Origin of the sequence: Pedobacter endophyticus, from assembly GCF_015679185.1 — a bacterium.
Lineage (GTDB): Bacteria > Bacteroidota > Bacteroidia > Sphingobacteriales > Sphingobacteriaceae > Pedobacter > Pedobacter endophyticus.
In genome coordinates this window covers 4,955,241-4,977,894 of the sequence record NZ_CP064939.1, presented here as the reverse complement: position 1 = coordinate 4,977,894, position 22,654 = coordinate 4,955,241, and the positions used below count along the sequence as shown (strand labels likewise).

The 22,654-nt window shown below is 44.9% G+C and carries 12 protein-coding genes; 2 read left to right on the top strand and 10 right to left on the bottom strand.

Annotation, left to right across the window (positions count from 1 at the left end; all coding sequences use genetic code 11):
* Positions 1-12: 12 nt before the first annotated feature.
* Positions 13-210: a hypothetical protein gene (locus IZT61_RS20240; protein WP_196098810.1), complete on the top strand. Its 198-nt coding sequence runs from the start codon at positions 13-15 to the stop codon at positions 208-210.
* Positions 211-213: 3 nt separating this feature from the next.
* Here IZT61_RS20240 and IZT61_RS20235 read toward each other — a convergent pair whose 3' ends face one another.
* Positions 214-1,335: a PAS domain-containing sensor histidine kinase gene (locus IZT61_RS20235; protein WP_196098809.1), complete on the bottom strand. Its 1,122-nt coding sequence runs from the start codon at positions 1,333-1,335 to the stop codon at positions 214-216.
* Positions 1,336-1,699: 364 nt separating this feature from the next.
* On the opposite strand from IZT61_RS20235, the gene IZT61_RS20230 reads away from it, so the two are divergent.
* Positions 1,700-3,271 carry a PAS domain S-box protein gene (locus IZT61_RS20230; RefSeq protein WP_196098808.1) on the top strand — a complete coding sequence of 524 codons (1,572 nt, stop codon included), beginning with the start codon at positions 1,700-1,702 and terminating at the stop codon, positions 3,269-3,271.
* Positions 3,272-3,704: 433 nt separating this feature from the next.
* Here IZT61_RS20230 and IZT61_RS20225 read toward each other — a convergent pair whose 3' ends face one another.
* The 9 genes from IZT61_RS20225 to IZT61_RS20185 all read right to left on the bottom strand — a co-directional run bounded on the left by IZT61_RS20225 (position 3,705) and on the right by IZT61_RS20185 (position 22,592).
* Entirely contained in the window at positions 3,705-4,745 is a 1,041-nt protein-coding gene (locus IZT61_RS20225; RefSeq protein ID WP_196098807.1) for a LacI family DNA-binding transcriptional regulator, read from the bottom strand.
* A gap of 75 nt (positions 4,746-4,820) precedes the next feature.
* Positions 4,821-6,152, bottom strand: coding sequence for a xylose isomerase (gene xylA, locus IZT61_RS20220; RefSeq protein WP_196098806.1), 1,332 nt, complete (start codon positions 6,150-6,152; stop codon positions 4,821-4,823).
* A gap of 12 nt (positions 6,153-6,164) precedes the next feature.
* Positions 6,165-7,652, bottom strand: a complete 1,488-nt coding sequence (locus tag IZT61_RS20215; protein ID WP_196098805.1) for a xylulokinase — start codon at positions 7,650-7,652, stop codon at positions 6,165-6,167.
* Positions 7,653-8,189: 537 nt separating this feature from the next.
* Positions 8,190-9,161 carry a PorP/SprF family type IX secretion system membrane protein gene (locus IZT61_RS20210; protein ID WP_196098804.1) on the bottom strand — a complete coding sequence of 324 codons (972 nt, stop codon included), beginning with the start codon at positions 9,159-9,161 and terminating at the stop codon, positions 8,190-8,192.
* A 52-nt stretch (positions 9,162-9,213) separates the two neighbouring features.
* Positions 9,214-10,509 (bottom strand): gliding motility-associated C-terminal domain-containing protein, encoded by a 1,296-nt coding sequence (locus IZT61_RS20205; protein WP_196098803.1) that lies wholly within the window; start codon positions 10,507-10,509, stop codon positions 9,214-9,216.
* Positions 10,510-10,610: 101 nt separating this feature from the next.
* Positions 10,611-14,057 (bottom strand): beta strand repeat-containing protein, encoded by a 3,447-nt coding sequence (locus tag IZT61_RS20200; protein WP_196098802.1) that lies wholly within the window; start codon positions 14,055-14,057, stop codon positions 10,611-10,613.
* Between the two features lie 30 nt (positions 14,058-14,087).
* On the bottom strand, positions 14,088-18,569 hold the full coding sequence (locus tag IZT61_RS22500) for a hypothetical protein (RefSeq protein ID WP_262895703.1): 4,482 nt from the start codon (positions 18,567-18,569) through the stop codon (positions 14,088-14,090).
* Positions 18,570-19,688: 1,119 nt separating this feature from the next.
* Positions 19,689-21,335: a glycoside hydrolase family 32 protein gene (locus tag IZT61_RS20190; RefSeq protein ID WP_196098801.1), complete on the bottom strand. Its 1,647-nt coding sequence runs from the start codon at positions 21,333-21,335 to the stop codon at positions 19,689-19,691.
* Between the two features lie 417 nt (positions 21,336-21,752).
* Positions 21,753-22,592 (bottom strand): endonuclease/exonuclease/phosphatase family protein, encoded by an 840-nt coding sequence (locus IZT61_RS20185; RefSeq protein ID WP_196098800.1) that lies wholly within the window; start codon positions 22,590-22,592, stop codon positions 21,753-21,755.
* Positions 22,593-22,654: the final 62 nt, after the last annotated feature.

Below are 22,654 nucleotides of genomic sequence, written 5' to 3'. Positions count from 1 at the left end.
GTTTTATATTTAATGAGAACGGGCCACATAATTTCGTACAACAAAAAAGCGGGCGTTGGCTGCATTAAAAACGTTAATAACCAGCGCATCAGGTTTTTTAGCGATGATTTGCTCGTCCACGCTCACACCGGAGATGCCGTTTCATTTGACATCAGTTTTCGCAATGGCTCACTCGTTGCCATTAATATTAAGTTGTTAACGCTCAGCTAGAAGTTACGCGGTTGGAAGTTGGATATAAAACGTTGTTCCTTTGTTTTCCTCACTTTCGAACCAAATGCTTCCATGATGCCAGTCGATAATGGTTTTCACTATAGACATACCAAGACCGGTTGAGCGCTCGCCTTTCAACCCGTTTCGACGGGCATTGCTAAATTTCTCAAAAAGCGTGGCATGAAATTTCTCTGGTATGCCAATTCCGCTATCGGCAATTGAAATTAACACGCCGCTTTTGTTCTCTTTTATAAAGATGTCGATTTTTCCACCATCGGGCGTAAATTTAAGGGCATTAGAAATGAGGTTATTAATGGCCTGCATAAACTTGTCTTCATCAACCTCTACGTAAATCCGGCTTTTGTTAGCCTGGCAGGAGAATTGCACACCCAGCTCTTTTTGCATATCGAAATAGGCCTTAGTTGTCGACCTGATTTTTTTGATCAGCTCTATTCTTCTTTTAACCAGGGTTACGCCAACGCTTTCCAGGAACTCATGATCGAGAAAATCGTGAATCAGCTTGATGCTGCTTTGCGAGATATTATTGATCATTTTAATATAGCGATCGATCGCTGGAACCTTATATTTTTGGGTATCGCGGGCCAAAAGGCCCGATAAACTGCCGATTGTGCCAAGGGGTCCCGCCAAATCATGCGCCAAAATGTTAAGGATGGAATTTTTCTTGTTGTTGTGGTTATGAAGCACCTCAGCGCTTGCTTTATAAGAGGTAACATCCTCGGCCTGGCCAATTAGCAGGCTTTCGCCCGGTTCTTGTTTTAGGTACGGGTTTATCCTCAACCAGCGTTCGTTTTCGCCGCGTCGCACCCTGCATTCAACATCGGCCACGCTTCGTCCGTCCGTACAATCTTTCAGTTTAGAAAGTACATATCCCTGATCATCAGCGTGTATCATCTGCAGCAAGAACTTCGACTTTACGTTAATCGACTCGAGATTGAAAAAGGAAAGACATGTGGGGTTCATATAAGTAAACTGATCTGCCCTCAAATCAAAAATAAAGAATAGTTCGCTTGAATGCTCGGCAAGGTATAAATGAGGATTTGAAGTTGTCATGGGACGAAGAAACGTTGAAATCCCGCGGGCCGCTTCATTAACAATAGTAACCATAATTTTAACGGAATCAAATCTGCCATTGAGTAAAACTGCCTCAGCTTATAACAATGTGAAGGGTGTGAATTGTTTTTGCACAAAGTCAAAATAGATCCAAAACGAGCCAAAAAGCAATATTTTAAGTAAATAACCGATCAAAAGACAGAAACTGTCTGGTGGCAAAACAAAATTATGCCCATGTCTGTCGTTCTCCGAAAAAAGCCAATAACAGCAGTCAGACTCTTTTCCTCTTAGCGGAAATAGAAATGTACACATAACCTGACTTCCACTTTATGGCAAATGAAGTTTGGTTTGTAAAAGCTAATCAGATTTTTAAACTTTACAGCGCTCAAAATTTTCTATATTAGCATGCTAATAATTTATGAAAGAATCGAAGGAGATTACAGAAATCATCGCTGCGTTAAGGAAAAGTGAAGTTGACCTACAACTAAATAACGAACAGTTGAAGACACTGAATTTGGCCCTTCGCGTTGCTGAAGAGAAAAGCGCTATACTAAACTCAATTATCGAGAGCTCCGACGATGCAATCATCAGTAAAAATCTGGATGGGATTATTACCGGTTGGAACGCCGCTGCGCAAAGAATTTTCGGGCATCGGGCTCACGAAATTATTGGCCGTTCGATTCTTAACCTGATCCCGCCGGAAAGGCACCATGAGGAACCTAAAATAATCGAACAACTGCGAAGCGGTAAACGGATAGATCATTTTGAGACGCAACGGCTAAGAAAAGACGGAACGCTGGTTGATGTATCGCTAACCATTTCGCCGATTTTCGATTCTACAGGAAACATTATTGGCTTATCCAAAATTGCCCGCGACATTACTCCGCAACGACATGCGGAGGTGATGAGCGAAAGACTGAGCGCAATTATCGCCTCATCTGACGACGCCATTGTGAGTAAAGACCTAAACAGCATAATAACGAGTTGGAATGATGGTGCTGTGCGCATATTCGGGTTTACGGCCGATGAAATGATCGGAGAATCGATCTTTAAGATCATACCGGAAGACCGCCGCGAGGAGGAACCAAAAATACTTTCGCAGCTGAAACAAGGACTTAGGGTAGATCACTTTGAAACCATAAGAAGAAGAAAGGACGGCACTTATATCCATGTTTCGCTTACCATCTCTCCGATCAAAGACCGGAAAGGAAATGTAATCGGACTTTCGAAAATTGCAAGGGATATTTCGGAAAGAAAGGAAATAGAAAAGAAAAAGGATGAATTTATCGGCTTTGTTAGCCACGAACTAAAAACACCGCTTACCTCACTTCGCTCCTATATACAGATTTCGATGCACAAGGCGTTGCAGCAGGGACATGATTTTATCGGCCACGCACTTTCAAAAGCTGAAATGCAAACAAAGAAAATGGAAAAGATGATAGCCGATTTTCTAAACGTTTCGCGGTTGGAGGAAGGAAAAATGAAGCTCAATTTGGGTAACTTCGACCTTGTTGAACTGATTAATGGCTCAATTGCGGACGCAAGCATTATCAGCGCAAAGCACCAGCTTCGTTATGCTGGCGAAACAGAGGCGTTTGTTCTTGCCGATCCGGAGAAAATAGGATTGGTGCTCACAAACCTGATTAGCAATGCACAAAAATATTCGCCATTAGGTGGCGAAATTATTGTTTCGTGCCAAAAGGTAGGGCAAAGTTTTTCAATCAGCGTAAAAGATGTTGGCATCGGCATCGCACCTGAAAACCAAAAAACGTTATTCGACAAATTCTCGAGGATCGACTCCGATCAAACGCGGTCTATCAGTGGCTTCGGCATCGGGCTCTATTTGGTGGCTTCCATTATTGCCCTTCACGGTTCGGAAATTTCGGTGCAAAGCGAACCCGGCAAAGGATCGTCGTTTATGTTTATACTTCCAATAGCGAATACGGCCACAGCAACGCCTGATGACAGTAAAATTTCGAACGACGAATAAACGAAATGCTCAAGATAAACTCAGCCGAAGACCTTTTCTGTAGGAAAAAACAAAATAAACATCGCCCTTCGACTCCCTAACCGTCCTATCGTGTGGACACATCTCGTTTTATGCGCCGTCATTCCCGCGTAGGCGGTCCCGTACGTACGGGATTAATGCTGGGCGCCCAATTTATTGCGCATTAGGATCCCCTACCGATAGCTATCGGTACAAGCTGAGGATGACGACCGTTCTTAGAAAACGCCATAAAATGTGTTGTCATCCGATAGCTATCGGATTTGATGATTTCAGCTTGTAAAACGATATTTCAAAAATGTGTCCACACGATAGCACCCGCCCGGTCAGGCGGGCGCTCGAAATGACCACGTTATATTAGTTCCAAAAACGTCATAGCGAGCAATTTTTGCAGCAAATATCAGCTAAAAAAACAGCTTCAATCTATTAGCGATTCACTTTCTTGCAGCTTTGTTGTAGATGCCCTTGGTATAAGTGTGGGCTCGATAACAACATTGCCGATATTTTCGTACGGATTCTGCTGTGAAACCATTTTAAGAAACATTTCGGCACAGGCCGCTCCCATTTGTGACGGATGTTGATCGATGGTTGATAAACTTGGGGTAATGTAGGCCGAAAACGTTTCGTTGGCGAATCCGATTACACCTATTTTTGGCGGAACCTCTCCGGCCTCTTGCAGCTCCTTTATTACGCCGAGCGCAGTGAAGTCGTCGCCAGCGATGATTGCATCGGGCTTAGGTAAAGTTTGCAACAATTGGCCCGCCCCAAACCGGCCATCGTTAATTGATAGCCCACCTAAAATAATATGGTGCTCATTAACCTTCAGGTTATGTTTCTTAAGCGCTTCTTTATAGCCGTTGAGCCGATCGTTAAATATTTTAACCTGATGTGTGGTGGTTACAAAGGCAATGTTTCTATACCCCTGTTTAATAAGGTGCTCAGTGGCCATATAACCCGCACGAAAATCGTTCAGCGTAATTGTTGGCACATTAATTTCCTGGTTTACCCGATCGAAGATGATGAGCGGCTTGTTTTGAGCAACAATTTCCTGAAAATGCGCAACATCATTGGTTTCTAACGACATGGAGGCCAAAATACCATCAACCTGCGCTTCGAGCAGCGTTTTTACACCCCTGATCTCATTCGCCAACGATTCTTTGGACTGAAAAAGGATAATTCGGTAACCACTGTCTTTTAATCCCTCTTCGATATTGTGGATAATGGTTGCAAAAAAGTGCGCTTCAACAGATGGCACAATTACGCCAACGATAAAGGTTTTACCCGATTTTAAGGCCGAGGCAAGCTTATTTGGGCTATAGTTCAATCGGGCTGCAGCCGCTATAACCGCCTGCCGGGTGGCCTTGCTAATTGCCGGGAAACCACTCAAGGCCCGCGAAACGGTAGATACCGTTACACCCAGCTCTTGGGCAATATCGTAAATGGTGGTTTTTTTCTTCAATATGTTGTTGAAAATGGTACTCACTTTAAAAAGAGAAGTCAGGTTTCGAAAACTTGACTTCTCTTTTTGGGCAAATTAGATATATCGGTTAATCAAATTCTCTAAATACTCTTGTTTTCCACTTCTCACCTCTGGCTCTCCATTTTCTGCGGCATAGTTGCGCAGATCTTGGAGGCTCAGTATTCCTTTCTCAAATTCTGCACCTTTTCCATGATCAAAAGAAGCATATCTTTCGGCTCTGATTTTTTTGTAATCTGATTTTTGGAGTATTGCATCTGCCGTGATCAATGCCCTTGCGAAGATATCCATGCCGCCAACGTGCGCATAAAACAAATCAGCAGGATCGGTCGAATTTCTGCGGATTTTGGCGTCGAAGTTTACCCCTCCGCCCTTTAATCCGCCGCCTTCTAAAATAATGAGCATGGCCTCCGTCAATTCATTTATATCATTGGGGAACTGATCCGTATCCCAGCCGTTCTGATAATCACCGCGATTGGCATCAATCGACCCCAACAAGCCATTATCAACGGCTACCTGCAATTCGTGCTGAAAGGTATGGCCGGCTAGGGTGGCGTGGTTAACTTCCAGGTTTAGCTTAAAGTCGTCGAGCAGATCGTACTGCTGCAAAAAGCCTTTAACTGTTGCCGCATCGTAATCGTACTGGTGTTTAGATGGCTCACAAGGTTTTGGTTCGATAAAAAAGGCTCCCTTAAATCCCTGGCTTCTGGCATAATCTTTTGCGGTATGTAAAAAACGGGCCAAATGCTCCTGTTCGCGTTTCATGTTGGTGTTAAGCAAGCTCATGTAGCCCTCTCTTCCACCCCAGAAAACATAATTCTCGCCGCCTAGGGCTATGGTGGCATCTAAAGCGGCTTTTACCTGAGCCGCTGCATGCGCCAACACGTGAAAATCGGGATTTGTTGATGCGCCGTTCATATAGCGTTTATGGCTGAACAGGTTTGCGGTGCCCCAAAGTAGTTTAACGCCGCTTTCTGCCTGTTTTTGCCTGGCATAATCGGTTAAAGCCTGCAACCTCCGCTCGTTCTCTGCCACATCGTTTCCGTAATCTACCACATCCACATCGTGGAAACAATAATACGGAATCTGCATTTTGGTGATAAACTCAAACGCCGCATCCATTTTATCTTTTGCCCGTTCGATAACGTCTGTTTTTTCATCCCAGGGAAACACATGCGTTGCCCCTCCAAATGGATCGCTGCCGTTGCCGTTAAAAGAATGCCAATAGGCACAGGCAAACTTAAAATGTTCGGCCATCGTTTTTCCAGCTACCCTCTTTTCTGCGTCGTACCATCTAAATGCCAGTGGGTTATCACTCTCCAGCCCTTCAAATTTTATCTGTTGGATATCCTTAAAAAATTCCTTTTCTCCTGTGGTTACTCTTGTCATAGTTGTATTATTTTAGTTCTGGTTGTTGAGTTCGATCTGAAGTGTTTTTTTCCACTGTTGATAAATGCCTTCGTAAGCTTCGCTATGCTTTGGTTGAAACTGTTTCACGATTTGATGTTTTGAAAAGGCTTCTTCTGCGCTGCTGAACATACCCGCTCCAATTCCTGCACCTATAGCAGCACCCACGCTGCCATCGTTTTGGTAAAGCTCGAGGCTAATGCCGGTTAAATCCACAAAGGTTTGTGCAAAAACATCGCTCAAAAACAAGTTTGCGCTGCCCGCACGAATAACATTGACTTGCATGCCATTCTCTCGCAAAATATCGAGCCCGTACCTGAATGCACAGGCTATCCCCTCTTGCACAGCCCTAAAAATATCGGCCCGCGTATGCAGGTTAACGTCTATACCTTTTATCTGAGCTCCGGTAAACTTATTGCCAAGCATGCGCTCAGCGCCGTTACCAAAGGGAAGCACGGTTAGGCCCTTACTGCCGATTGGCGCTGTTGCAGAAAGTTGGTTAATTGCTGCATACGAAAGATCCGGAGCAAAATTATGCCTTGCCCAACGGTACATACTTCCCGTTCCGTTTATACAAAGCAACACTCCTGTGTGGGGCGTTTTGTTGCTGTAAGTTACATGTGCGAAGGTATTTACCCTCGATTGCTCATCGTAAGTGAGGGTATTGCTCACGCCATAAATTACACCCGATGTACCGGCGGTGGCAGCAATTTCACCCGGTTTAAGTACGTTTAAAGATAAGGCATTGTTTGGCTGATCTCCTGATTTGTAGCTTACCGGAATCCCCTCGCGTAAGCCCAGTAGAGCAGCAACGCTGGCCTTAACGGTTCCGTGAACGGAAAACAATGGTTTGATTTCGGGAATAAGCGATTGCTCAATCTGGTAATGAACAAGCAGTTCTTTAGAAAGGTCGTTTGTACCAAAATCCCAGAAAATACCTTCTGAAAGCGCAGGGATGCTGGTTGAGATGTCGCCCGTTAGCTTCATCGCGATGAAGTCGCCTGGCAACATCATTTTGTGAATTTTCTGATAAATTTGAGGTTCATTTTCCTTTACCCAGGCCAGTTTGGATGCGGTAAAGTTGCCCGGCGAATTTAGCAGATTGTGGAGGCATTTTTCTCGCCCGATTGCTTCAAAGGCCTTTTCACCAATTTTCACTGCCCTGCTGTCGCACCAAATGATACTGTCTCGCAATACATTTTGGTGTTCATCAACCAAAACCAATCCATGCATTTGATAAGCGATTCCTATCGCCGCAATTTCTTGCAGATTGATGCCTGCGCTTTCTTTAAGCTTACGAATGGCGCTTTGCGTGTTCTCCCACCAATCTACAGGGCTCTGCTCCGCCCATCCTGGCTGCGAAGACTTGATCTTGGCCTCGGTTTCAGGGTAGTGCGCAGCCGCAATACACTCGTGCGAAGCCGCATCAATTATTGAAACCTTAATGGAGGAAGTGCCTATATCTATGCCTAATAAATACATATAAAAATGCTAATATCTGGTTATGCAAACGGTTGCATAAATATAGACTAAAAATTTTTAATGGCAAATGTTTAAGGAAAAAGAATGGTCATAGTACGTAACTCGTCGTAGCGTCTCCGATGCTATTAAGTTAAGGATAAAACGAAAAAATATTGTCATCTTGAGCATTTCGACTGGAGTTTATCTTGAGCCTTTCGTCTACGCTCAGATCCGATAGCTATCGGATGACAATTGACAAGCTTAACTTAATAGCATTGGTAGCGTCTCGCTGCGACATATATTAAATTAATAGCGTAGAACTTTTCTTCAATGAACTTCAAAGATTTCTCCTCCATAGGAGCTCCTATGGAGCGCTTCGGTCGAAAGGACGATTCGTTGAAAAAATTGTTAGCTGATACGCATCGACCGACTTAACCGATGAAAATCGATTATCGATATGACATAACGTAGCAAGAAAACCGGTTATCGGTATGACGGAAACGGCGAAAGAAATACGTTAATCGCCCTAAACGGAAAACAACAACGCAATAGCGGCGGTTAAAAATACCTCGGCGTCAGCATCCTAATGTCTCGTCGATTGAAGAAATAACCAATTGAAATCTCGTGTGTACCGCCGCTGTATCCCTTTAGGGGGCCAATTGAAAAATCGTAGGCATAACCTATCCTAAAGTTTTGATTGGGAAATACCTGCACTGCGGCAACCGCAGAGTTCAATTGTGTAAGGTCGCGCTGTAGGTAAGATTTATCGTAAAGTTTCACTCCCGTTCTATAAGATCCTCCAATCCACAGTTTATCGGCAAGGATAAAAAATGCATTAAGGTCAAGGCTCGTTGGCCCACCCCTATCGTCTTTAAGCAAAACAGAAGGCTTCACGTAGATGTCGGTAGTTAATGGCAGCAACATTCCCGCCGTTAAGTAATAGTGCGGCTTGGGTTGAGGAATATAGGTAAAGTTAGAGAGGTTTTTAAACTGCGACAGCAAATTATCGGCCGAAAAGCCTGCATAAAATCGATCGTTCGAAAAGAAGGCACCTGCCCGGGCATCGGGAGCAAAAACCGATTGCATGCCAAGCGGCTGCAACGGTTCGGGATTGTTGGGGTTCAGCAAGGCGCCATCAATGCCCAGCTGCACCACACCAAGGCCAAGCCCAAAAGCCAGTCTTGATGTTCCATCTTCATTCATCCTGATGCGGTAGGCGTAGTTTCCATAGGCAGCGGCGTTTCGCTGAGCGCCCAATCTATCGTCAGACACTTGCAGCGCAAGCCCTACATTACCATTATTGGCTATTGCATCAACGGCTACTGATACCGTTTTTGGTGCTCCATCTACCCCAGTCCATTGGTTGCGGTAAAAAGCGTGTACATTTAGCTGCTCACGGTAGCCCGCATAAGCCGGGTTAATGTAAATGCCATTAAACATGTACTGGCTAAACTGTGCGTCTTGCTGAGCCATGGATGGCTTCAACAGAAACGAAAGGCAGGCCATTACTAAAAATATCGTTTTCTTCATTTCACGGTAACTTGTTATGGTGGTTCATATAGTTTGTATGCACCTATTTTATTTATTTCTTAAATTCTCTGATTAGTGTTAGCCAACCCTTGTAAACTACCCATTCTGAATTGTCGGCGTTCTTCACTTTCAACAGATAGAAGTAAGTACCTTCGTTTAAACCCTCTCCAGACCAGTTATTCTGGTAGTTGTTCATATGGTACACTTCATTACCCCAACGATTTACGATAACCAGACTATTTTGGATAAACTGGTCGAGACCGATAATTTCAAAGGTATCATTATTGCCATCTCCATTTGGTGTAAAGAGATTTGGTATCGATAATGCGACGTTTGGAAGGGTAATTTTGGTGAAGAAAGTTCCTGATGCCAACATGTCTGAAAAGATCGATACATCGCCAGTGGAATGCACGCCGAGGGTAGGGTTGGTGGTTGGCAGGGGTTGCCATACATTCTGCCCTGCATAGCGATTTACGCTCGCTTTTTCATCTTTAAACAGCGAACCGTTACTATTGCTGTTGTGCTGCAAAGTTACACTGGCTTCCTGCATGTTATCTCCGAAGATGTGCCACACCCGATCCATTCCCAGTTCTTCGTTAGGCAGCTGCTTGGCCGCGGCAAAATAATCCTGAACGCTGACGTGGAATCTGCCCGCACGCTTGGGCGTTAGGGTTGCCGGTGTATAATCTCTTTCAGCTAGCCCAACTGGGAAGATAAAAGATTGTCCATCCCCGATCTCCTTTACCAGGTGCCCTTGATTGCTGTTGCTGGTTACCACCATTCTGTCTCTCGAGAAATTAGCAAGCGTACCAGCACTGCCCAACGAAAGGTCGTGCCCATTCAAAATGATATTTGCGCCGTTTACGTTCAAATTGAGCGTGTTGTTTAAATTTAGTGAAGCCGACCGCACGCCAACTGGGTTTGCAGTTCCGAAGCCGGGATCTGAAACATCTTCCAATACCACATTTCTGTCGTTCCCGTGTTCGATTAAAAGATTGACAAAGGTTCCATTGTTTCCGTCGATATAGGTGGACGAATTAGGCATGCTCTCGTAAAGAGGGTTATCGCCAGGGTTGTGAATGATGATTTTTCCACTGCCGCTAAAAACCGCGGTTGGTGCAATCCAGATGTTTCTGCTCCAAATTTCTAAAACCCCATCTATAGTCCAATTGGCTTGTGGGCCAAAATAGGTACCTTCTGAAAATCGCTGTTCCGTCATTCCAGCCGACACCACTACCGTCGAATTATCAACTGTCATGCTACCGGTTCCGGTTTGGGCAAAGCTGTTATAGGACAAACCAAATCCAAAGACAAAAAGCAAGAAAAGATTTGGTAAAGTTAATTTCATTTTATTTGGGATTATTGCAAATTTAGTAATTTTAAAACAAATGGTGGAATACAGGCCCTATTTTCAACGCGTTAGCTATTTATCGTCAGATTTACTAGGTCTTAGTCAAAAGCTTTTTCTATTACTACAGTATAGTCTCTCGGAACATTTCCTTCATTTTTAATAGATAATGCTCCTGTAGCCTGATTGACGGATATTGTATAGGTGAATGCCGTAGAATCGCCGGAGCCGGTGCAGCCAGCGGTTGCGTTAGTAACCTTCATGGAATTTTGGCCGGTGCTTTCAACTGATGGATCTGCCGAAGCTGACACACCGCCAGCAGAGACCCCTCCTACATAATTTATTGACCAGGTAGAATTGGCGTTTGATCCTGATCCTGTAATGAAAAATTTATTATAAAAGGACTGCCCACAACCGTTATTAGAATAAACTTTTATTTCATAAGCAGCAGTAAAAGTATCCGCAAAGATATAAACTGTAGATATGCCGTTTGGAGCTAAACCAGTTATCTTCTGTTTTACGTTCTCTAGAATAACAGATTCTACTCTTTTTGTGGTCGTGTTCCATACTAAAGGAGCATAATTATTGCCATTTGCAACCTGTTCAACAGCCTGAATCTCCACATTTCCGTTTACCTCCAACTTGGCTGAAGGAGCTGTTTCGCCTATACCTACATTACCCCCTGCTAACAAACTCAGTCCTGGCGCTGCAACGCCATTAAAAGCAAGGTCAAGGCGATTATTGTTACTAGCGTCTCCTTGATAATTGAACCTAATTTCACCGGTGTTTTTGGATGTATTCGCGGTTCCCAGTTTAACAATAGTATTGTTTCCGACAACATTGTTAGCAGGTGCTAAGAAACTGACCAGTTGCGCATAAAGTCCTGCGCTGTTATCTTCTACACTGAGCTTAGCTACAGGAGTTATGGTTCCGATCCCTACTTTTCCGTCATTTTTTGCTACAAAAGCAGCGTTGTTAACTCGTGCAGTTGTACCATCGCTCAATGTACCCAGCTTTACCATCGAATTAAAATTATCATCAACCCAGGCATCCTTTGTAAGATCAGCTGAGGCAGTAGAAGCCGCAGTTACCCATTGCGTATCGTCATGGTATTGAAAAGCTTTACTTGTGCTATTGTATCTGATCATTCCTGCCCGATCTGAAGCTGTAGCCAAGGCATCGGCAGGGGCATCTAAACTACCTAGTTTAGCATAACCATTTATATCTAAGCGAGATTGTGGCGTTAAAATGCCGATACCGGTATTGCCATTATCTGATATCCTAATGCGCTGGTTGCCATCTCCATCAGCAAGGATGATGTTATTGCTAAGAGCTGCAGGAAGCCCGGAAACATTTGCTCCCAGAATGGTATTTTTACCACCAGTGATAATGCCGTCGCCGGTACCGTAGCCCAAATAAGTGTTATAAGAACCTGTACTATAAGTACCAGATGTGGTGCTATTTTGCCCTGTGTAAGCTCCTATCGAAGTATTGTAAGCCCCGGTTTGATTAAAAGCGAGGCTTCTTTCACCTATGGCAACATTAAAACTACCTGTTGTATTACTGAGTAGCACATTGGCACCAATACCGGTATTTGACGATCCGCTGCTGTTACTGAACATTGAACTTACCCCAAGGCCCGTATTTTGCGACCCTGTGGTAGTTTTCCATAAGCTGCGATAGCCAAAAGCAGAGTTACCAAACCCTTTAGGGTTAGTAGTACTAAGATCGCTAGAAGCAATCTCGCCAAATGGTTTAAATAATGCTGAGCCTATTGCTACGTTAGAATAAGTTGGATCGTTATATCCATCTTTAAGGTCATGAACAGTTTCGATAGGTTTAAGCGTACGCCACTCTGCGTTATCATGGTATTGCAAGTTTTTATTAGAGCCATTGTAACGCATCATTCCAGCTCGGTCAGAGGCAGTGACCAAGGCGTCTGCTCCGGCATCAGCGCTACCGAGCTTAGCATAACCATTAATGTCCAAACGAGATTTTGGCGCTGTTAATCCTATCCCTACATTTCCATCGTCTTTAGCTACAAAAGCTTTGTCAGCTGTACGAACCGTTGTACCATCGCTCAATGTACCCAGCTTTACCATCGAATTAAAATTATCATCAACCCAGGCATCTTTTGTAAGATCAGCTGAAGCAGTAGAAGCTGTAGTTACCCATTGCGTATCGTCATGATATTGAAAAGCTTTACTTGTGCTATTGTATCTGATCATTCCCGCCCGATCTGAAGCTGTAGCCAAGGCATCGGCAGGGGCATCTAAACTACCTAGTTTAACATAACCATTTATATCTAAGCGAGATTTTGGCGTTAAAATGCCGATGCCGGTATTGCCATTATCTAATATTCTAATGCGCTGGTTGCCGGAACCATCTGCGATAACGATGTTGTTGCTTACATCACCAAGTCCCAACACCCTAGCTCCAAGTATTAGGTTGTTAGAGCCCGTGGTAATGCCATTTCCAGAATTGTAGCCCAGAACGGTATTGTAGCTACCCGTTGAAATGTGACCGTTTAGAACGTTAGTGGCAGAGTCTGTGCTTCCTACAAACGTATTATAATCTCCGCTAGTTAACGATGGCAACGCCTTAAACCCTACAGCAGTATTATATCTCCCGGTAAACGCCGATAAATCATTTTGCATTGAATTAGCACCTAAAGCAGTATTAAAACTACCAGTAGTATTACCCCTTAAGGCATTTGAGCCCACAGCCGCATTTTGGCGACCAGTCGTATTGGCAATCAAAGCACCAGCTCCTGTAGCGGTGTTACCCCAGCCTGTGGTATTTTTATTTAATGATTTTGACCCTACAGCGGTGTTTTCGGCGCCAGAGGTATTCGCGGCAAGCGATTCAATCCCAACACCCGTATTGTGCCTCGCTTGAAACGTACTACCGCTGGCCGAAGCTAGGTTGTTTCCCCCATTGCCTATAAAAAGCGAGCCTGTAAAGCTTGTGTTCAAGGCATCGGCATTGTAAATGGTTTGTTTACCATTTACACCAATTTTTCCATTTAAATCGAGTAAATAGGCTGGGGCGGTTAAGCCAATGCCTGTTTTACCATCGTCTTTAATCACAAATTCGCTGCCAGCTGTTCGAGCGGTAGTCCCATCGCTCAAAGTGCCTAATTTCACTTGGGTACTTGCTGGTTCGTCAATCCACGCATCTTTAGTGGGATCACCACCCGATACTTTTGCCGCTGCTGCCCAGCCCGTCCCGTCCCAAAAATAAAGGCCAGTACCATCGCCAGTGGCAACAGGATAAGTCGTGGTTCCTGTAAAGCCAGCTGTGGTGGTTTTGGTGTTATAAATTAACATCCCCCTGGTTGCGGTGCCTGCTAAGCCCCAGGTAGTGGTATTGCTAAGCGCTACCCGTGGAAAAAGCACACCTTTATCGGTCGATTCAAGATCTAGTACCGCTCCCGGATGTTTCGTTGTCGGGTTTTCGCCTATTTTTTGTCCCGTAGTTTGCGCAATACTAACAAAGCTGGTGCTTACGAGTAATGCAATTGCTAAACCTATATGTTGAGTTTTCATAAAATTCTTTTTGATGCTAAAGATGATTGCTTAGTCTATTTTGTACCAATTTGTGCCGTCGCTCTGAATGCGCATGGTGGAGTTTACATTCAGCGTAGTTACACTATTAACAGCACCACCGGCGGTTATCGAAATTACGATTGGGGCACTAAATGTTAGCGTATTGCCCGATTCATTTAATTTACGTATCACGAGGATGCGGCCAGTACTAGCTGCTGCTCCCGGAAGTGTTATCGTAAATCCTGCTGTAGCGGTGTTAGCCAAAATGGTATAATCTGTGTCAATCACTGTATAATCCGCGGTTTTTGTGATAATATTTTTTACGTTGGGATTAATTGTTTTCCATTCTGGTGCGAGACTTCCCCCTTTTGAGGTGAGCACCTGTCCTGGTGTACCTGCACTGCCTGCGGTACTCTCCGTCCCACCCACATTCAGTTCGCTGGTGATTTGCAGGGCACCGTTTACGTGAAGCTGCCTTTGTGGAGTTATGGTTCCGATTCCCGTTTTACCATCGCTAAGCACTCGGATTCTCTGCGTACCAGCACCATCGGCAAGGATAATATTGTTGGTTAAATTGGGGGGCAAAGCTTGTAAACTAGCGCCAATGATGGTATTTCCAGAACCCGTTGTAATGCCAGCCCCAGTGCCATAACCTATAATTGTATTGAATGTCCCGCTGGTGTTGTTTTGAAACGAAAAGGCGCCTAAAACGGTGTTTGCCGATCCCGTTGTATTGCCAAAAAGAGAAGCAATACCTATGGTAACATTACTGGTTCCGCTAATGTTAGAATAAAGGGCACTGTTGCCCAATGCTACATTTTGCCCGCCTGTGGTGTTCTGGTTCATTGCCGTTTTGCCTAAACTCAAATTGTTTGAGGCGGTCATATTGCTGGCCAATGCACCCGATCCGATAGCAATGTTGTCTGTACCTGCACCCACCGATGTTCCATCGCCGCCAACCCCAGCATCCTGGGTAATGTGGTTATTGGTACCGCCTGGTAATAAGCGTAAATCGACTTTTTGATAAGCATCAGTTGTTTTCTTTAATACGCCGTCTGCACCAGCCACAACAATATTTTCGCCACCTACTGCATCTTTCAAGTCCTCGATTTTAACGGGATCTAAACCAGTTTCGGGTACTACATGAAGTTTATTGGTAGGTGTACTTGTACCTAAACCAATACTGGTTTGGCCAGCAGTTCCTTTAACACCACCAAGTACCAGGCTGTTATCGGCGCTTACTAATGCCTGTGCACCTATTGCCGTTGCAAAGTTTAAATTGTTCGCTCCAACATTGGCATTATAGCCCAAAGCTGAGTTGTTACTGCCAGACGTGTTTGCCGCCAATGCGCTGGCACCTACTGCCGAATTTGATGTTCCGGTAGTGTTTACGTTTAAGACATTCAGACCCAATGCTGTATTACCAGTTCCGGTAGTGTTCTTGTTCAGCGCATCGCTTCCGATAGCAAGATTATCAGACCCTGTTGTGTTGGCTGCAAGCGTGTTAACGCCTATCGCAATATTCTTTGTACCCGAACCAACCGATGTTCCGTTGCTACCATCTCCGGCATCTTGGGTAATGTGATTTGTGTTCACTAAGCGTAAATCCTGAAAAGAGGATGCAACAAACATGGCACCGCCATCGGGTCCTACGGTTAAAGCGTTGTTAGGAGCAGCACTTGTCACGATCGCAAAACTATTAGTTCCTGCTTCATTAGTATAAGTAATTACTCCTGTTGTTGTGCTTTGCGCAAAGCTGGTTGTTGGGGTATTAATTCTATAAGGGTTGCCAGTAGTTCCGGTGCCTTCAAATGTTGTGTTCATACCGTTAGCGATAACTCCAATTCCTCCTTGTGGACCCGCCGGACCAGTTTCGCCCTGAGGGCCCGCCGGACCAGTTGCCCCTTGCGGACCCGCCGGACCAGTTGCCCCTTGTGGACCTGCCGGACCCGTTTCACCCTGAGGACCCGCTGGACCAGTTGCCCCCTGTGGACCCGTTGGACCAGTTGCTCCCGTGTCTCCTTGCGGACCTTGTGGCCCAGTTGTTCCTTGCGGACCCGCGGGACCGGTTGCCCCCTGTGGACCTGCAGGACCAGTTGCTCCCGTGTCTCCTTGCGGACCTTGTGGGCCAGTTGTTCCTTGCGGACCCGCGGGACCGGTTGCCCCCTGTGGACCCGCTGGACCAGTTGCTCCCGTGTCTCCTTGCGGACCTTGTGGGCCAGTTGTTCCTTGCGGACCCGCGGGACCAGCTTCACCCTGAGGGCCTTTTATGTTTGTCCAGGTTCCAGTATCTGGATTATATACCCATGTACCACTTTCGTTGTTTACTATTGTTACGCCCTCGCCGGGACCACCAGGTGTACCAGGCGTACCAGGTGTGCCTGTTCCGGTTACTGTTTCAACCTTTACAACGCCAGGATCACCTTGTGGGCCTTGCGGACCTTGTATGTTCGTCCAGGTTCCAGTATCTGGATTATATACCCATGTACCACTTTCGTTGTTTACTATTGTTACGCCCTCGCCGGGACCTCCAGGTGTACCAGGAGCACCAGGTGTGCCTGTTCCGGTTACTGTTTCAACCTTTACAACGCCAGGATCACCTTGTGGGCCTTGCGGACCTTTTATGTTTGTCCAGGCTCCAGTGTCTGGGTTATATACCCAAGTACCACTTTCGTTATTTACGATTGTTACGCCCTCGCCGGGACCGCCAGGTGTACCAGGCGTACCAGGTGTGCCTGTTCCGGTTACTGTTTCAACCTTTACAACGCCAGGATCACCTTGTGGGCCTTGCGGACCTTGTATGTTTGTCCAGGTTCCAGTATCTGGATTATATACCCATGTACCACTTTCATTGTTTACGATTGTTACGCCCTCGCCGGGACCTCCAGGTGTACCAGGAGCACCAGGTGTGCCTGTTCCGGTTACGGTTTCGACCTTTACAACGCCAGGAGCACCTTGTAGGCCTTGCGGACCTTGTATGTTTGTCCAGGTTCCAGTATCTGGATTATATACCCATGTACCACTTTCGTTGTTTACTATTGTTACGCCCTCGCCGGGACCTCCAGGTGTACCAGGAGCACCAGGTGTGCCTGTTCCGGTTACTGTTTCAACCTTTACCACGCCAGGATCACCTTGTGGGCCTTGCGGACCTTTTATGTTTGTCCAGGTTCCAGTATCTGGATTATATACCCATGTACCACTTTCATTGTTTACGATTGTTACGCCCTCGCCGGGACCACCAGGTGTACCAGGAGCACCAGGTGTGCCTGTTCCGGTTACTGTTTCAACCTTTACAACGCCAGGAGCACCTTGTGGCCCTTCTGGGCCTTGCGGACCTTTTATGTTTGTCCAGGTTCCAGTATCTGGATTATATACCCATGTACCACTTTCGTTGTTTACGATTGTTACGCCCTCGCCGGGACCACCAGGTGTACCAGGCGTACCAGGTGTGCCTGTTCCGGTTACTGTTTCGACCTTTACAACGCCAGGAGCACCTTGTGGGCCTTGCGGACCTTGTATGTTTGTCCAGGTTCCAGTGGCTGGATTATATACCCAGGTACCACTTTCATTGTTCACGATTGTTACGCCCTCGCCGGGACCGCCAGGTGTACCAGGAGCACCAGGTGTGCCTGTTCCGGTTACGGTTTCAACCTTTACAACGCCAGGAGCACCTTGTGGGCCTTGCGGACCTTGTATGTTTGTCCAGGTTCCAGTGGCTGGATTATATACCCATGTACCACTTTCGTTGTTTACGATTGTTACCCCCTCGCCGGGACCGCCAGGTGTACCAGGAGCACCAGGTGTGCCTGTTCCGGTTACGGTTTCAACCTTTACAACGCCAGGATCACCTTTTTTTCCTTCTGGGCCTTGCGGGCCGTTTATGTTTGTCCAAAGCCCTGTGGTTGGATTATATACCCAGGTACCGCTGGCATTAGTCACTATGGTAACGCCGGCTCCCGGGGCACCGGGCTCACCGATACCAGGGGTATTGGGAGGGCCTGTTTGCCCGGGTTGATTTTCGACCTTTACAACACCGGGATCGCCTTGCTCTCCTTTTATATTTGTCCATGTTCCGGTAGTTGGGTCATATATCCAGGTGCCACTATCGTTGTTTACTATGGTAACACCTGGGCCGGGACCTCCGGGTTCGCCGGGCTTACCGGGCATTCCCGTTTTTCCAGTCTGGTTTTCTACTAAAATGCTGCTGCTGCTTTTTACAAAAATCCATTTTGTTCCGTCGTTATAGTAAATACCCGGTACAACATCGTTTGCGTTTGCCACGTTATAAACCATCATCCCAGCAACATGCGCTGTTAAGGGCGCCGCATCGCTGGTGCGAATCAAATTTACGCGGGCATGCAGAAATCCTTTATTATTGCTTTCCAGTTCTAAAATTGCATTCTTCTCAGGTAAATTAGCACTAGTTGCTGAGCCATCTTTTATTTTTTGTTGAGCAACAACACTGAAAATACTCAGCGTTAAACTCAAAGTCAAGAATAGATATTTTTTCATAATAAATAATTTCGTGAGATAAGCGTCTTCTGAACCGAGGCCTACCTTCTATTTTCTAAAATTTTAAACCTGATAACCCTGTCATTTGACATTTCATTACCAAAATTACCTTGTTTAGTAGTTTGGTTAAGGGCACTCGAATGAACCGGGAAAATCCCGAGAAAAAAATTAGCAAAAATCAATGTAAAGATTCTTCATACGTTAATAGAGTTGGACAATTTTTTTTAAAGCCCCATGCAAAATCGATAATCGATGATAGGGAGGTTGTTTTTAATATGGTGCAATACGGTTGAGAGCATCGAGCCCTTGATCGCTTTTAAGATTGGAGCGTTAATAACCCAACGTATTGTAACTTATTACTTACAAAAGTATAGGATTAATAAAGCGGATGAAACACATGCTCGACAGAAAGGCTATATCGCCCGATGAACAGCGGGATGAGCTCCATAAAAGAACTCAAATTCGATCCAAAAAGTATTACTAATAATACATTTTTAAACATATTAAGCGTAAAATTTGAGCATTATACGCATGAAATTGATTAGGCAAGATACAATTTGGGGTAAATGCTCTTTTACCATGCCATTTGAAGATCATATTCAGAATTAAACGTAAATACCTGATTAAGAGCATTTAATGATGCATTAAGAAGATTAAAGAAACTTTGATCTGCATCTGTTCGTTGAGTGGTTGGTATGTTTCAGCATGTTAATTTGTTATAAAAAAAACCGCCCGACTTGCCCTCAACCTGCTCTCCGGAGAAAGCAAAGGAAAAAGACAGCGAAAATTGGGGTGAAAAACGCCAAATATGCGGAAAAGTGACTCAAAAATTAGTCGTGAAGGCGACACAGCGACCTGAAAGGTTGGCCGCAAGCGGAGTTGCTACTGCAATTGGATTGTAGAGTCACCCTGAGCATTTCAATTACGCCCAATACAGGCTCAGTCGAAGGGCAATGTTTATTTGCTTTTTCCTATAGAAAAGGTCTTCGACTGCGTTTATCCTGAACATTTCGACTATGTGAATACAGGCTCAGTCGAAAGGCTCAGACTAACATCATTCTTGCTTAACTAAAAACGACATTCGGCGGGCCGTCGAAATGACAAATCAGCAATGACTTTCTACCAAATTGATTTAACGGAATAAACTTTCAAATCCTTAATTTCGACATTATTTCCCCAGAATTGAAAACCCTCGGTGCTTTTGGCATCAGGTTTACGCTCCAGGGAATAGGAATAGGCTCCATTGTCAATAAACACCTCAACAGATGTTCTGTCGATGTAAATATCTGCCGAAATTTCCATGCTCGTCATATCCTCCGGTGAATAAAAAACACCGTTCACGAGGTTAAAATTCATATCATAATCCAGCAGCTTCTGTCCAAAAAGATTTAGCCCTGCACTTGTTGCGTGCGACAACTTCAGCTTTGTTTTGATGCGGATCCTATCGTTACCGTTATAAGCTTTCAATTTTTCATTAGCATCTTTTGCACTGAGGCTATTCCACTCGCCAACACTTTGAAAAAGTTGGTCGGCCTCTTTTATCGTCTCACTCACCAACCTGACACCATTTCTGGTAGTTTTAAGCTTCAATTCGGTTGGCAAGAGCATCATTCCGTTGAAAGGCATTTCAGGATGGCTTATCCTTCCCCATCCAATCTGTATTCTGCGTCCGTCGCTTTCGGGAATATTGGTAAAGGTTTGGGCGGCGTAAATGGTTCCGGTAACATAAAAGTGCTTGCCCGATTGGGGCGTAAACCTCTTACCATCAAATGAACCCAGCATATAAGTGTTTGAAGCGCCGTACATTACCCATCTGGTTTTATTTTTATCGCCATCAACAGGAAGCTCAAATAAGTCAGGGCATTCCCAAAAGCCCGTGGTATGGCTTTCGAACGTCCAATCTTTTAAGTTTTTAGAATTATAGATGGAATGGCCATCCCGTTCGTTTAGCACTAAAACCCAATGGTTGCCCGGCTCGTACCAAAAAACCCGCGGATCTCGGGTGTCGTTGCTGTTCCATTTTGCTTTTGAATCGATAATGGGATTTTTGCTGTATTTCGTCCACGTACGCCCTTTATCTAAGCTGTAGGCCACACACTGTACTTGCTTTTGGTCGGTATAAGCGGTATAAGTGGCCACCATTGCAGGCGTATTTCCCTTGTTAAAACCTGCGGTATTGTGGTAATCGATAACTGCGGAGCCGGAGAACATAGTGCCGATATTATCAGGACTTAATGCCGTTGGAAGCTCCTCCCAATGAATCATATCTTTACTTACGGCATGGCCCCACGACATATTTTCCCACTCTTTTTCGTAGGGATTGTGTTGATAGAAAAGATGATATTCGCCCTCATAATAAATCAGCCCATTCGGGTCGTTAATCCATCCCCTTTTGCTGGTAAAGTGAAATTGGGGCCTGTTCTTTTCTTTGTACATCAACTCATGCCCAGCTATTTCGTCGTTCTGATAAATCTTATCCAGTCCAGAAGCATCGCCATCGTAACTGATCTTAATCGTTTTCCCTTTTAAGGCGGTAACATCACAGAAAACCCAATATTCGGGTTCGCTGGTTGCTAATCTGATCTTGAAAACCCTTTCCTGTTTACCTGCAATTTCGAAAGTCATGTTCTTTCTGTCTTGCTTTTGCGAAACGGGTAAATTGAGGTAACGCTTGTTGATCTTGATTACAATATCGGCGGCATCAGCTGTATGAATTAAACATAAAAAGGCCGTAAGGGCGAGCAGGATTTTGGGGGATGTTTTCATATCTTCTGGATAAAAATAATAAAAAATATGTATTTCACCCTCCAAAGCCTCCGTTGACTGAAGTCAACGGCAATGAGGTCTACCAGCCGAAGCGGAAAACCCCTGCCTTAAATCCGTTGACTGAAGTCAACGGCAATGAAATGCAAGAGGGCTACCAGACAAAGCGGAAAAATCCCTGCCTTAAATCCGTTGACTGAAGTCAACGGCAATGAAATGTAAGAGGGCTACCAGACAAAGCGGAAAACCCACTGCCTTAAATCCGTTGACTGAAGTCAACGGCAATGAAATGCAAGAGCCCTACCAGCCGAAGCGGAAAAATCCCTGCCTTTAATCCGTCGACTGAAGTCAACGGCAATGAATGGTAAACTGCCTACCTGTTCATTGCCGTCAGTTTAAACTCCCGGAGGAAACAAAAAACTATCTTAGCTCAACCTCGGCCAGCACAGGAAAGTGATCTGAAGGAAACTTCCCGTAATAGGTATCGGTCAATATTCCCCATTTTTTGGCTGTAAATTGCTTCGTTACAAAAATGTGATCGATTACTCCTTTTCCGCGTGGCGTTCTAAAACCATTTGCCGACGAGTTATTGGCATAAGGAAACTTAACTTGCATATAAGAATCGGTCAATACACCAGAAGTAGCCAAAGTTTGGTACCATTCGCTATCTCTGCCGCCGTTTAAATCGCCTGTTAACAAAACTGGCGAGCCATTGGCTATCTCCTTAATCTTGCTTAGCATTAGCTTGCTGCTTTCTTTGCGAGCAACAACGGCCTGATGATCGTAATGTACGTTGAAAGCATAAAACTGCTTTTTAGTTTTTAGATCCTCGAGGTAAACCCACGAGCAAATTCTATTGCAGCAGGTAGCATCCCAGCCTTTACCGGGCTTATCGGGCGTTTCCGACAACCAAAAATCGCCACTTTTCAACAGCTTAAAACGATCTTTTTTATAGAAGATAACTGAATGTTCTCCGGCATCCTTGCCATCGTCTCTACCTTTGCCATAATGCGCATACTCGGGCAAAGCGGTACTGATGTCGTCCACTTGATTTTGCAATGCTTCCTGAACGCCCAATACATCAAAACCATGAAAACGAATGAGGTTTGATACAATTGGCGCACGGTTTACCCACAAGTTTCCGGTGTCACGAGGATTATCATAGCGGATGTTGAAGGTTCCAACGGTGATTTGCTGTGCTTCTATACTGACTGTGGCAAGCAAAAGCATTACCGCAGCAAATAGGATTTTTATTTTCATTTGATTGAGTTTTGTTAGTGTTTGAGTTAAGGTTAAGGTTAACCACACAGAAACATAGGTCA

Bases quoted from the DNA above. Each gene is read 5' to 3' on its own strand.
- IZT61_RS20215 (WP_196098805.1), bottom strand. From the start codon at position 7,652: ATGTATTTATTAGGCATAGATATAGGCACTTCCTCCATTAAGGTTTCA.
- xylA (WP_196098806.1), bottom strand. From the start codon at position 6,152: ATGACAAGAGTAACCACAGGAGAAAAGGAATTTTTTAAGGATATCCAA.
- IZT61_RS20210 (WP_196098804.1), bottom strand. From the start codon at position 9,161: ATGAAGAAAACGATATTTTTAGTAATGGCCTGCCTTTCGTTTCTGTTG.
- IZT61_RS20185 (WP_196098800.1), bottom strand. From the start codon at position 22,592: ATGAAAATAAAAATCCTATTTGCTGCGGTAATGCTTTTGCTTGCCACA.
- IZT61_RS20240 (WP_196098810.1), top strand. From the start codon at position 13: ATGAGAACGGGCCACATAATTTCGTACAACAAAAAAGCGGGCGTTGGC.
- IZT61_RS20200 (WP_196098802.1), bottom strand. From the start codon at position 14,057: ATGAAAACTCAACATATAGGTTTAGCAATTGCATTACTCGTAAGCACC.
- IZT61_RS20230 (WP_196098808.1), top strand. From the start codon at position 1,700: ATGAAAGAATCGAAGGAGATTACAGAAATCATCGCTGCGTTAAGGAAA.
- IZT61_RS20235 (WP_196098809.1), bottom strand. From the start codon at position 1,335: ATGGTTACTATTGTTAATGAAGCGGCCCGCGGGATTTCAACGTTTCTT.
- IZT61_RS20205 (WP_196098803.1), bottom strand. From the start codon at position 10,509: ATGAAATTAACTTTACCAAATCTTTTCTTGCTTTTTGTCTTTGGATTT.
- IZT61_RS22500 (WP_262895703.1), bottom strand. From the start codon at position 18,569: ATGAAAAAATATCTATTCTTGACTTTGAGTTTAACGCTGAGTATTTTC.
- IZT61_RS20190 (WP_196098801.1), bottom strand. From the start codon at position 21,335: ATGAAAACATCCCCCAAAATCCTGCTCGCCCTTACGGCCTTTTTATGT.